The sequence below is a fragment of the Terriglobia bacterium genome (genome assembly GCA_020072815.1).
Lineage (GTDB): Bacteria > Acidobacteriota > Terriglobia > Terriglobales > Acidobacteriaceae > Angelobacter.
This window is the reverse complement of sequence record JAIQGE010000028.1, coordinates 1-11781: the sequence shown is the minus strand read 5'-3', so window position 1 is coordinate 11781 and position 11781 is coordinate 1. Positions and strand designations below refer to the sequence as shown.

The following is an 11781-nucleotide window of genomic DNA, read 5'->3' as shown; positions in this document are numbered from 1 at the left end:
TTGCCCACTGTTCGTCGGTCACTTCCCAGCGTCCATGCATCGGTCAGCTGCAGAGTACTCCAGAGAACCCCATCATGCCTCTTCTCACCCCCAACTGCACTCGCATTCTCTCCCAACCTATTTATGAGACTGGTTCTAGCGCTCTCATGCTGATAAAACATCGGACACGGATTGAACTCCGTTGCGCACAAGTGTGCGATGGCTGGAATAGCGCCCTTATAGCCACCCGTGATGTTGAAATACCGGTGCTGGCTGTTGTGTCGGCGCATGATCGACTGAATATTTTCAAGGGTCTTCATAGGCCCGTCTTTCTTCTGGCGGGCCTCCAGGCCCTCGACTACCTCCAGCTTGACCGCGTTGCAGGTTTCTGGGACGCAGTCACATTGAAAAAACAACCGGCGCATGAGCGCGACATTGATGCTGGCCGCGAGTTTTCCTTCTTCAGTAGCAGAAGCTAAGAGAACGATCCTGTCGCCGGCCGCGTGATCGAAGCGGCCGGGCAGATCAGCCTCATCGCCAAACAAAAGCCAGGTACTGGTCATTTCCGCCGAAGTACGATAAGGGTGCTTTACATAATCAGGACCGGGATGGTGCAGGGAGTGCGCTTCAATCAATTCCTTAAGGAGTGACCCGGCCAGCTCGCCTTTGGTCTTTAGGTCGTGTCCGGCGAAATTGGCTGCGCGCTCGCGAAGGGCCGCACTCTGTCTTTCGTCGGGCGCGCGCAGTTCGCGGGCTGTCAAGGCGCTGGTGCCAACTGAAACGAAAAGCACCTTGCTCATTCAGTCACCTTGGGCTGGCGGGCCTTGAAGGTGTGCTTGGCATTGTCAACGCTTTCAACTTTCACAGAATACGTGTCCCCTTTGGCGATCATATAGCCCGATTCAAAGCTACCGACATACCTGGCGCCCTCGAACTCTTCGACGGTCTCACAGATTGCCCGGTTCCCCTTTTTCTCGGTCACACGAACCAATACGCGCTTGTTTAGTGGCAACCCTTTTGGCGTAGCCTGTGAAGCGCCACCCTGGGGAATTACCATCCGGTGTGCAGGCGTGGCCACGGCGGCGGGCGCAGCTTGCTGGTTCTTCTCGTCTTCAAAGTATTTGATAGATTTGTCTGAGTTGTCGGCAAACCAGTCCTGGCTGGGAAATTCGAGCCGATCGGCGGCGGTTTCCCAGTTCAGGCACTCTTTGACCATGTCAAAACCCGGCGATAAGAGATAGGGTGCCAGCAGGCATTCCGGGGAAGGTGAAGAAGCAAGCACCTTCGACTCGCCCAAGTAGCGCCGGGGATTCTCCGGTTCAATCTTCGTGATGTTGACGCGGCAAGAGCCCAGCCCCAGCCCTTTGCCGTAGCCCAGCTTATGGCAAAGACGAACCTCAAGATGCTGGGCACACTGATGTTGCAGCGAGAGGGCAAACCGCAAAACGGCAAACTCTTCCTCGTCCAGATTCTCGTACGCCACGCGGAATGAGAACTTGGTGGATTTTGGCACACACGTCGAGATAAAGCCCTGTTGGGCTCTAGTTTCATTGCGTCCATGGGGATAGATCTTCCAGCCTGCCGGATTCAGCGTCGTACCGTAAAAAGCCGTGTGCCGCGCATCGTGGAACTGCAAGCGGCCGGAGCCGCCCCCGGGACTCTCTTCCCAGCGCACGCCGATTACCGACTCAGAATCGTGGAAGCGGGCTTTCCCTTGCCAGCCGCCCTCTTCGCCCGGCGGAGCATATCCAAAGACCCGGCAGACCAGACAAGCATTGCCAGCCGAGCATGGTCTTATGGGCGTGCGGGGTTCTGTAAAATTTTTTTCTCTGGTTTTCTTGTATTTGAAATAGAGCGTGCAGCCGGCCCCGATCATTTCCGCCACGTTGCGGACCATTCCTTTGATGGAGCTGCCGGGTAGCCACGCCCGGTCGCCGCGTTTGAGGTCGGCAAAGTGTTGTTTGAGCGAAAGCAGAGTCAACGTTTCGAGTTCGCAATGCAAAACTCCGGAATGCAGATTCGAATCGATGCGCTCATGGCCGGTACCATGGTTCGGCGTCAGCGGGCGCGTGGCCGGCGGTGTTTGCGCAAAGCTCACAAAGCGGTACGGGTGGCGGATCACGGTTCCCCCTCGCCATCGGCCAGTGTCACATAACGGGTAATCAGGACACGATCAGTCTCAGGCGCGGTGTCTTCCTGCAGCCAATAAGACTTCAATCGGACTGCAGGGCGCGATCCATCGGGCAGGCCGGGGTAGACGATCGGTTTCGGAATTCGAGGTTCGTCCTGGGCTTTCCACAACAATACGGTGGAGGGCAGGGCAGCATTTTTTGCGCTTTCGGCGGGCTGCAGGGCCAGCCCCTCGTCCCCTTCAAGCGCACGTCCGGCGTCATGGACCATGACCAGGTGAAAGCGTCCTGTGCGGCGGCGCCGCCACCGCAGTTCGGCCTTATCACCGAAAAGCGTCCCGGTTGAAAATGACTCTGGCTCGCAGCCCTCCGGCTCTCGGCCTTTCAAGGCAAGAAATTTCACTTCCGAAGGGCTCTCGAGGATGGCGTATTCAAACTCCGCCCAGGGGACGTGCTGGCGGACCGCGTCCGAGGAAATCAGGCTTGAAATGCGCGGGCTCATGCATGCTCCACGGCCATGCGGCGTTGGTTCAGGGTTCGCATCTGGCCCCACGTCTTCTCGTTGAAGCAGGGCTTGACCGCCGCCCAGAAGCTGGGAATCTCGGTAACAGAGTAGAGATGCCGCCACGGCGGCGACTCCATTTTCTGAACGCCGATGGCAGGCAGCAGCGCACCGGTAAGGAAGCCATAGTTGCTGATTTCCTGGGACGTGCAGCGTTCTCCCATGCCGCGCAGCTTGCCATCGGATGCCAGCGCCTTTGTGCCAAACTCCGTCAGTTCGATTTTCGTAGCGGTGGCCGTGACCGCGCCCATGCCCTTGCTTCGGCCGGAACCAAGCGGTACCCGGCCCGTTCCCAGGTCGTCGAAAAGGTGGCCCAGCAACCCAGCGTGCCACAATTCAAAGTTGCGCAGACGCAAGGTAAACTCGAATCGGGCTTTCCGCAGGGCCATGATCTTATATTTATTCGACACGCTGCCGGTAAACCGGCTGATGCTGATGCCGTCAATCAGATCGGGGTTACCCGCTCGATGCACACAATCCGAAAACCAAAGGCGGCCGCCCGTCGCGGTATTGCCGAACAGGCGGCAGACCGGGCAGGAGTCACGATAGGGAAACTCGGGCCGTTCTTCATCCTCGTTGGCCAGCACCTCGGAACACGAGCGCAGTGCGGGGAACTCCGGATTCGCGTCTTTCTCGACTACCAGCGGATCGCAGACTCTCGACTGGTCGTCATCGAGGCTGCGCAGAACCTTTTCCAGGTGTGATCGCCACGCGCCGCGCACCGAACTCCCGGGTATGTAGTAGTGCAGTTTCTTGAGGCCGCCGATCATGCTTTCAAGCTGCACAGGTTCGTTTCCGCGCGGCCGGGCTTCGAGCAAGGCGGCCTCCACCGACGACAGAGGATCGGTGCCCATAAACAGCGCATCGGGCAGGTAGTTCCTCAACGGGGCTGCTGCGTCAGCCAGTTTTTTCTTCACTTCGGCGGTGTAGCGCCCATCCTTAACTAAGATGGCCGATTCGCCCTGGCTCTGTATGGTTATGTTGATGGTGAGTTCATTGACCAGCCGCCTGAACATGGCTTGCCTCCTCCAGATAGTGTGAGACCGCCGCGGCCAGACGTGCCGCAAAGTCTTTTGTTTCGAATTTCTTGAGCTGCCCGGTTTTCAGATACTCGGGCAGCTTGAATGGCCCGTCGTTATCGAAGTGGCTGACCCGGTATTCCGGCTCAAGAACACAATGGCCTAGGCCTCGTGACTTCTTTCCTCCGACCCACAGGCCCGTGGACTGCATCTCAATCAGCAGAATTCCCAGCAGCGCAAAATCCTGCGGGCGGGCGTTCTCCAGTTCAATGCGAAAGCCAAACCGGGGCCCGGCTTCGAGGGCTTCGAAATCGAATTTGATTTTCTCGCGTGCGGTTTCGGTGTCGCGGTCGATTCCCACTCCATGGCGCGGCTGCGGCTCGACAGCTTTTCCCGGACGGCTGTCAGACACCCGCAGGCGTGAGGCCAGCAACGGCGATCCGAACAGCAGGCAGATGTCACACAGATCCCCTGCATAGATCTTCTTCAATCGCTCCGCCTCCGGCAGCTTTTCGAGTTTGGTCCTTTCCGCTTCACAGGCAGTCGCGCAACGGGAACCAGAATCGGTCAGGAAGAGGACGCAACCACGCTCAGGCCGCACAGACTGAAGGATGCGTTCGAGCGTAGACCGCATCACACCCCGTAATGACGAACCGGGAATGAAGATGCCGGCAGCATCCCGCATCCATGCGGCGTCGCTGTTGACTCCTTCCAGCCCGCTGCCTACGTGCATGGCGGCCATGCTCTTGAGGGTCCCCTCGACGACGTACCGGCTCTGCAAAGACAGGAAACCAAGCGGCGCGGGACTCATAGTTCCTCCTGGTGAAACGGATAGTGATCTTGACATCGGTGCATAAGCAGCAGCGTCTTGAGGAACGCCTTGCGCACCGCCAGATCGCGCGATGGACAATCGTTGCCGAGCATTTCCCTTGCCTTTTCGTAGGCCTGGTTGTGCGGGTCAGAATCGTCCCTGGTGACCTCTTGCGCGACGTTGGCGAGGGCTTCGGCAAGGCTCTGGGTCAGCGGTTTGCCGGTGGCCCGCGCCCATGGCGTATTGCGCTTGCCGCGTTTTTCGACGCCGCCCGAAAACTTGCGCAGTGCATCGTCGAATTGTTCCACCGTTCCGGCGCCCGCGACACATTGCCAGAACGTTTGGGTCTGGCTGGCCGGCAGGTTCAGGAACTCACTCCCAGCGCCCTTCAGCCAGACACGAGCGTAGCGCACGACTTCGTCAGCGGGCCAGAGAGTCGCGTTGCGCACCAGATTGATGGCGTCTTGATTCGTCATTCGCACCTCTGGTGGAGATGAAACTCATCGCAGAAGGCAACCTCGCCCATCCCCTCTGCCCACCGCTCGCCGATTCCGCTCACTGCGCTCAGGGTCCGGGCCAATGCGTCACACTCACGCTCTCGGTCAGCCTCGTTGATCTGCTTTCGGAACAGAAAGGCCGAACCTGCCGCGACGGCCGTAGCATCCGGCTTGGGCATCTGCGCGGCGGAGTGCCAGCCCGAATGGGACACCGTCCTGCTGAACCACGACCGTAATTCATAGCCCGGCAAGTCGCAGCCGGCGGCTTCGGCGATGTCTTCCGCGGTCAGCCAGGAGCGAGCGCAGAGCCAGCGGTCATAGACAATGCAGGGCGACCGCAGCGTGCAGGTGAAAAGGAGGTACCCGGGGGAGGGGCTGTTTTCGCTGAACAATTGAAGCGATGCCCGGATCTCGTCATACGGTGCGGAGCCGGGCGATGGCGCCGAAATTGAAACGGTCGCCACGCCCTGACCTCGGGTGACGCCGCGCCCCAGGGTCAGTTCCTGAGGGTCTTTGGCAGACAGGCGGGCAATTAGCTCTTCCGCTTCGGGTTCGGCCCACAAGTAACCATTGAATTGTTGATAAGGTTCCAGAATCTCAGTGGTAAAGAACTGTGCCGCCCGCGCTCGCAGGCTGCCGTTTTCGATGGCCGAGTGAGCCGTGAGCCGCGCAACTACCCTGGCAGGTTTCGGGTTCCGTCCGCCGCCCGTATAGAACCCTTCGGGTTGCGCCAGCTTCGCTTCGCATGGCCGGTCGCCGGAAGACACGCTGCACTGAAGCGGACGCTCCTTCTGCCGCTCATCGGCCAGCAGCAGGTCAATCAACCGGTGCTGCTCGTGGTGCTGCTTGCACCATCGAGCCGAGAGAGGCCAGGGCCGGGCAGCGCTCGGCCGCAGATCGCCAAATCGAACCTTTTGTTGCAGAAAAAGCAATGAAAAACCGGGGTTATCGTGCGCGTGATCGCCGAGTTTACCCTCCCGGATCAGCGCCGAAGCCAGAGCCCCGCGCCAGACCGCTCCGGGGACATGGCGCGCTGTACGCAGTTGGTTGCCTGTGGCCCGGCTCAGAGAGATGGCCAGGTGTGACAACGTTTGCAGGCTGACCGCAAATCTCACGGCTCCTCCACAAAACGATATTCGCAGGCGCCCAAACCATGGGAACTACCTGATCCGAAGTGATTCAATATCCGGGACGATTCCAGCAGCAGTTCTTCCAGGTTGTCGCCGAGATCGCCTCTGATCGTCCCTCGAAAAACCAGCGATGCAGGCAGGGTCTCGGTACTGAAGAGCAGGTGCCGCCGGGTGGTGCCCAGTCCCCGATCCAGCCCAATTCCCGGACGCACGTGACTATCGCCGGGAAAAACTCTTGAAGCCTTGTGCAGAGCGGTCAGCGGCGCTTGCAGGCTTTCGCTGGGGAAGGCGTCAGAAAACGACAGCACGCCGGGCTTCAGCCTCGAGCCAAAAATCGAGCAGAGAGCGCACGGGCTGCATTTCCCGGGATCGTCACCGTAGTGGCAAGGCTGTTCGCCCGCGCTCAGCAGCAGACGAAGCATGGCGTGGCGGAATTTGCCCTTGATGGCCGAACCTGCAAGATAAGGCATGCCCCGGCTGTCTCGCAGAACCGCCCGGTCCAGCAGTCCGGCAATGCCGAAGCCGCTGCCATGATGAAACGCAGCCGAAAAACGGATCTCCACACCGCGGACTTTCATTCGACCTCCACAAAGTCCCAGAGTTCAACCAGATCAGCCGCGCGCGTGGTTCGAACCGATCCCTGGCTCCAGATGCCTTGACCGCCGGGAAAGAATTGCCCGAGCTTTGTCCGATGGGAGGGCTTAAGTCTCGAAAGCAGGAAGCAGTAATCCAGAACCGACTGCTCGAATGGTTCGTAGGCGATTCGATACAGGGCTTTGACTTTATTTGCGGGCATTTGATCAACGCGCCAGTCTTTGATTGTGGCCTGGAGTTCGACGAATTCCTGGATTGAGTATGGCTTGGCCGTGCGCAACAGAGAAAAACGTTTGGGCTGCGAATCCGGCTGGCGCGCAAGCGACTCTGAAGGTGGCTGGATCAGGGCCTCGGTGATGACAGCATAATCCACGCTGTTCCCAGACCGCAGCTTGGCGGAACGCAGCAACTCTTCCGCATAGGCGCGAAACTGGGCAATCGGAAACTGCTGGTGGGCCCACACAACGGCAGCCGAGTAATGAAGTCCCTCAGGCAACTGCAACTGGCTGGCCTGCACAGAAAACTTCCTGTCAAATTCCCCAAGAAAGCGGAACACGCAGTGCGCGGCGAGCATCAGGATCACATCATCGCCGCCCATCAACAGGATTTCAAACGGGGCATCTTGGCTGGGCGGGGTGCTGATGGCCTCGCAGGCCGCAAACACGGCGCTACGCACAGTCAGGTCGAGATTGTGGCTCAATTCTTTATGACGGGCAGATGAACCGCCGCTGTGCTGGTGTAGATAGCGGCCCAAGCGATCAAGATCAATGTAGAGGAAGGCCAGGTAGTTGGCAGGCTTGGACTGTTCCGCGAGTTCTTCAAAGCTGAAGTTGGCCTTCAGCCGCCCGCCGGCAATCTGCTTGAGGTAAAGCCCGGCTTCGCTGTGGGCCCGCCGCTGACGACACCCTGCACACGCAACGCGTATGCTTTCGTCCGAATCCGTGTAGCTTTCAGCGGCCGGATAAAGGCCGCAGTCCTGGCAGATCGCCGCGTAAGGCGTCCCGCTGCTGTGTGTCCGCACCCTGCGTGCGGCCTTCTTACGCTCCAGTTGCCTCTGCGTATACTCGACCGTGGCTCCGAAAGTGCCCCGCCATGGCCCAACCACCCATGTCGCGCTGGCAATCGAGGTCCTTTGCTGAAACAGTTCCGCGGCTCTCCTGCAATAGGCCTCCGCGTCAGCGGCATCGGCAAACAGGGCAGTCACTGTTCCACCGCCCGCCGAAATCAGTTCATTCGGCCCTCGTGAACTGTTCTTCAACAACTCCGGCAGTTCTTTTTCTGTCACTTCCCGCTGAATGATGCTTGCGCCGCGTATCAGCTTCAGTTTGTGCGGCGAAAATACATAATCGTGTATGCGGTCAGCATCTACAATGGCAAGGAATCCGCTGTCCATGGATACTCCACATTGCTGCTTGGGTAGGGGGCCTATAGGGGACTCGTACTCTACCATACCTTGAGTGACGCCAAGCAACAAAAAGATGTTGTTTCTTGTGGCGGAAACTGTTGCAACGTTCTGCACGTTCGAATCACTATTAAAAGGCCTACCTTGCTTATTCGCGGTTGATTCATCCGCCGAAAACTCGCAGGCTGCAAGAAGCGGCAGAAATCAAGCAGCACAAACCGCCCGAGTGATTCAGCAGCCAGTCTTCAGGCAGAAAGGGACGCCGTTCACCTATGCCTCTCCCCTTCGGCGGCGATCAACTCTGGTCAGCCTGGGAGCGGGTGCAGGAGAACGAAGGCTGCGCCGGGGTTGATGGTGTCACCGTCCGGCATTTCGCCGAGCATGTTCATCGGCGGCTGGGTGAGTTGCGTGAGCGGGTGGATGCATGCCTTTACCGTCCGCTGCCCCTGCTGAAAATCCTGGTCGAAAAAGGCGCAGGCAGCCGCGAAACACGTACTCTGCTGGTGCCCGCGGTGCGTGATCGGGTGCTGCAGACGGCGGTCGCCCGCCATCTTTCACGGTCTTTCGAAGAGGAGTTCTTGGAGTGCAGTTACGGTTACCGGCCCGGAAGATCGGTGGACCGAGCTATTGCCCGCATCCGCAAATGCCGAGAGTTGGGATACGTGTTTGTGGCCGACGCCGACATTCAGTCATTCTTTGACCGCGTGGATCACGATCTACTCCTCCATCGCCTGGGTGAGCGGCATCCGGGCGAGACCATCATGGGACTGCTGCGACTGTGGGTGAGCGGGGCGATCTGGGACGGCCATCAAGTGCGTCCTCTGCATCGCGGCATTCCCCAGGGCTCGCCTATTTCGCCGCTGCTGGCGAACTTCTTTCTTGAGGATTTTGACCGTGAACTGGAAAAGAGCGGACGCAAACTGGTCCGGTACGCCGACGATTTTCTGATTCTGGCGCGGACGCGCGAAGATGCCACCCAGGCTCTGCTGCAAAGCGGCCATCTGCTCGAACAAACGCACCTCGATCTGAATCTCGAAAAGACGCAGATCACCGACTTCCAGCACGGCTTCCGTTTTCTGGGGGCGCTGTTTCAGGGCAATACTATCTGGGTCCCCTGGAAGAACGAGCGACGGCAGGGGCATTTGCTGTTTGTGGCCCCGGCCATGCCGCTGGCCCTGCGGACGCGCTACGAATTGGCGCCGCCCCGTACCACGCTGGAAATGGCCTTCGAAAAAGCTGCGGCCAGCACCGCCGGTGCGCCGCCGCATGAAAGCAGGAGTGAACCCGTGGCCTATCTATATTTGACAGAGCAGGGCGCAATCCTGCGCAAGGCAGGCGACCGTTTGCTGGTGGAAAAAGACGATGAAGTCCTGCTCGACCTGCCCTACCACAAGCTGGAGGCCGTGCTGTTGTTCGGCAACATCCAGGTGACCACCCAGGCACTGGGCGAACTGCTGGAGAAGGGCGTGGGGTTGGGGCTGTTTTCGCGCCAGGGGATGTATCGTGGTTCGCTGGCCCCGGCGCGTGGACACAACATCCAGTTGCGGGTGGCGCAGTTCCGCAAATATGAGGATTCGGCGGCTGCCCTCGCCCTAGCTCGGTCAATTGTGACCGCCAAGATCGCCAATGGGCGGGCGGTGCTGGCGCGCTACCGCAGCCGTAATGATGTTTCTCCGGTTTTCGAAGCCCGGATCAAGTCGCTAGAAAATGCGCTGGCGGCCTCAGCCACCGCAGAAAACATTGCCGCGCTTGATGGCGTGGAAGGCGCAGCCGCTCACGAGTACTTTTCGGCGCTCATGGAGTTCAACCGTTCGGAAATGCCGTGGCCCGGGAGGAAGAAGCATCCGGCGACTGACCCGTTGAACGCCTTGCTGTCGCTCACCTACACGCTGGTCATGCACGAGTTCACGGCTTTATTAGAAGGCGTGGGCCTCGACCCGTATCTGGGGTTTCTGCATCAGGTGGACTATGGGCGGCCCTCGCTGGCGCTGGACTTGATGGAGCCATTCCGGCATCCAGTGGCTGACCGGTTTGTGCTGGGGCTGGTGAATCGGGGCATGATCAACGCTGAACACTTTCGTCCGGCTGGGGACCGGCCGGGAGTGTTCCTCTCGCCCGGTCCGATGAAGAAGTATTTCGCTGAGTATGAGCGCTGGATGCTGGAGCGTCCGGCGGTCCAGGATGGAGCCACTCCGCCGCGCTTCCGCGATTTGCTGAAAACCGAAGTCGAGCGCCTGGCTGCCGCCCTGCGCGATAACCATCCCTTTGAACCTTACCGGTTTGACGACAAAAAGGAGGAGCCGCCATGCAATACGTCATCAGTTACGATATAGCCGATGATGGGCGCCGCAACCGCCTGGCCTCGGCCCTGCTTGATTTCGGCTCCCGCGTGCAGGAAAGCGTGTTCGTGGCCAACCTGGATGACGAACTCGCGGGGCGGATGAGGGAGCGGGTGTCCAAACTCATTGACGAACAGTGGGACCGGGTCCATATCTTCGAACTGTGCCAGTCATGTGCCGGCAAGACAAGAGTTTTTGGTTCCGGCGAACTCGTGCAAGATCGCGAATTTTATGTGATCTGAAGAACGGTTTCATGGTAAGGTTTCTCCGTTTGGGCGCGATTTTCTGAGGTATTCGACTTCAGATGGGAAGTAAGTTTCTTGTTTTCAATCGCCTGGTGCGATTGGAAGAACTGGCATCCGGATGGTGGGGATGCGGGAAAGCCGCTATGTGGTTGATGAGTCGTAAGTTATTCCTGTTTTTTGAATATTGTAAAGTGCGGCTCAGGCGAAGGAAAAACGTCTTTTCGGGAGGTGCGGCAAAATGGCCATCTAAGCCATTGATTCTAAGACGCTGATTTTGGCGGGTGTTGGAAAGTGTTCCCCGATGAGGAGGGGATTGAGACTCTTTTCCAGAATGTCGTGGATGAGCACGCTTTTTAGTTGGAAAGTGTTCCCCGATGAGGAGGGGATTGAGACGACTGGGAGAAAGATTCCCATGAGTACCATGAGCAGGTTGGAAAGTGTTCCCCGATGAGGAGGGGATTGAGACTTTGATCTTTAACTCATACACTTTTATTTTCTTACTTGTTGGAAAGTGTTCCCCGATGAGGAGGGGATTGAGACACTGTTGCTTCTCCCCACTCCGAGACGGGAAGATCTGGTTGGAAAGTGTTCCCCGATGAGGAGGGGATTGAGACGGTTTGGTGTTCCACCCCGCTTGTTCAGAGTTCGGAGTTGGAAAGTGTTCCCCGATGAGGAGGGGATTGAGACGAAACGGGTGCCGTCGAAACTCTTAGGCGACAAGCTTGTTGGAAAGTGTTCCCCGATGAGGAGGGGATTGAGACGTTAGCGAGAAGTTTAGTGGTCCGCCACGTGCGTCGGGGTTGGAAAGTGTTCCCCGATGAGGAGGGGATTGAGACCTTTCACAACCACAACCAAGTGTTTCAGATCCCAAGGTTGGAAAGTGTTCCCCGATGAGGAGGGGATTGAGACTTGTTAACAACTTGGTTCTCCTTCAATGACGTGCCCCCCAAGAAGTAGCCCAGTCAAAATGAGACTTCTCCGTTAAGATGGCCCGCCAGGGCCAAGGAGGAGAAGTGAGAAAGAGTCGGTTCAACGAAGAACAGATCATCGCCATCCTGAAGGAATCGGAAGCTG

11 protein-coding genes and 1 CRISPR repeat array are annotated in these 11781 nt (G+C 58.4%); of the genes, 2 read left to right on the top strand and 9 right to left on the bottom strand.

Features of this window, described 5'->3' with window-relative positions; all coding sequences use genetic code 11:
- The 9 genes from LAO20_22890 to LAO20_22850 all read right to left on the bottom strand — a co-directional run.
- The coding region (locus LAO20_22890; protein ID MBZ5534282.1) for a hypothetical protein at window positions 1-779 on the bottom strand (779 nt) is incomplete at its 3' end.
- Entirely contained in the window at window positions 776-2077 is a 1302-nt protein-coding gene (locus tag LAO20_22885) for a hypothetical protein (GenBank protein ID MBZ5534281.1), read from the bottom strand. The genes LAO20_22885 and LAO20_22890, both read right to left, overlap by 4 nt.
- A 20-nt stretch (window positions 2078-2097) precedes the next feature.
- Window positions 2098-2610 (bottom strand): hypothetical protein, encoded by a 513-nt coding sequence (locus LAO20_22880; protein MBZ5534280.1) that lies wholly within the window; start codon window positions 2608-2610, stop codon window positions 2098-2100.
- Complete coding sequence (locus tag LAO20_22875; protein MBZ5534279.1) at window positions 2607-3686, bottom strand: hypothetical protein; 1080 nt, start codon at window positions 3684-3686, stop codon at window positions 2607-2609. The genes LAO20_22880 and LAO20_22875 overlap by 4 nt, the downstream gene beginning before the upstream one ends.
- Complete coding sequence (locus LAO20_22870; GenBank protein MBZ5534278.1) at window positions 3664-4500, bottom strand: CRISPR-associated RAMP protein; 837 nt, start codon at window positions 4498-4500, stop codon at window positions 3664-3666. The genes LAO20_22875 and LAO20_22870 overlap by 23 nt, the downstream gene beginning before the upstream one ends.
- Window positions 4497-4976 (bottom strand): hypothetical protein, encoded by a 480-nt coding sequence (locus LAO20_22865; protein MBZ5534277.1) that lies wholly within the window; start codon window positions 4974-4976, stop codon window positions 4497-4499. The genes LAO20_22870 and LAO20_22865 overlap by 4 nt, the downstream gene beginning before the upstream one ends.
- Window positions 4973-6112 (bottom strand): hypothetical protein, encoded by a 1140-nt coding sequence (locus tag LAO20_22860; GenBank protein ID MBZ5534276.1) that lies wholly within the window; start codon window positions 6110-6112, stop codon window positions 4973-4975. Before LAO20_22860 ends, LAO20_22865 begins: the two co-directional genes overlap by 4 nt.
- Complete coding sequence (locus LAO20_22855) at window positions 6109-6705, bottom strand: hypothetical protein (GenBank protein ID MBZ5534275.1); 597 nt, start codon at window positions 6703-6705, stop codon at window positions 6109-6111. Before LAO20_22855 ends, LAO20_22860 begins: the two co-directional genes overlap by 4 nt.
- Window positions 6702-8240, bottom strand: a complete 1539-nt coding sequence (locus LAO20_22850) for a hypothetical protein (GenBank protein ID MBZ5534274.1) — start codon at window positions 8238-8240, stop codon at window positions 6702-6704. Before LAO20_22850 ends, LAO20_22855 begins: the two co-directional genes overlap by 4 nt.
- A 155-nt stretch (window positions 8241-8395) precedes the next feature.
- Between LAO20_22850 and cas1 the strand changes: the two genes are divergently transcribed.
- Together cas1 and cas2 are read left to right on the top strand one after the other, a co-directional pair.
- Complete coding sequence (gene cas1 / locus LAO20_22845; protein MBZ5534273.1) at window positions 8396-10456, top strand: CRISPR-associated endonuclease Cas1; 2061 nt, start codon at window positions 8396-8398, stop codon at window positions 10454-10456.
- Complete coding sequence (cas2, locus tag LAO20_22840; GenBank protein MBZ5534272.1) at window positions 10429-10704, top strand: CRISPR-associated endonuclease Cas2; 276 nt, start codon at window positions 10429-10431, stop codon at window positions 10702-10704. The genes cas1 and cas2 overlap by 28 nt, the downstream gene beginning before the upstream one ends.
- Before the next feature lie 286 nt (window positions 10705-10990).
- A CRISPR array of direct repeats spans window positions 10991-11616; the repeat unit is 37 nt; unit sequence GTTGGAAAGTGTTCCCCGATGAGGAGGGGATTGAGAC.
- Window positions 11617-11781 lie beyond the last annotated feature (165 nt).

Bases quoted from the DNA above. Each gene is read 5' to 3' on its own strand.
- LAO20_22880 (MBZ5534280.1), bottom strand. From the start codon at position 2,610: ATGAGCCCGCGCATTTCAAGCCTGATTTCCTCGGACGCGGTCCGCCAG.
- LAO20_22875 (MBZ5534279.1), bottom strand. From the start codon at position 3,686: ATGTTCAGGCGGCTGGTCAATGAACTCACCATCAACATAACCATACAG.
- LAO20_22870 (MBZ5534278.1), bottom strand. From the start codon at position 4,500: ATGAGTCCCGCGCCGCTTGGTTTCCTGTCTTTGCAGAGCCGGTACGTC.
- LAO20_22865 (MBZ5534277.1), bottom strand. From the start codon at position 4,976: ATGACGAATCAAGACGCCATCAATCTGGTGCGCAACGCGACTCTCTGG.
- LAO20_22855 (MBZ5534275.1), bottom strand. From the start codon at position 6,705: ATGAAAGTCCGCGGTGTGGAGATCCGTTTTTCGGCTGCGTTTCATCAT.
- cas1 (MBZ5534273.1), top strand. From the start codon at position 8,396: ATGCCTCTCCCCTTCGGCGGCGATCAACTCTGGTCAGCCTGGGAGCGG.
- cas2 (MBZ5534272.1), top strand. From the start codon at position 10,429: ATGCAATACGTCATCAGTTACGATATAGCCGATGATGGGCGCCGCAAC.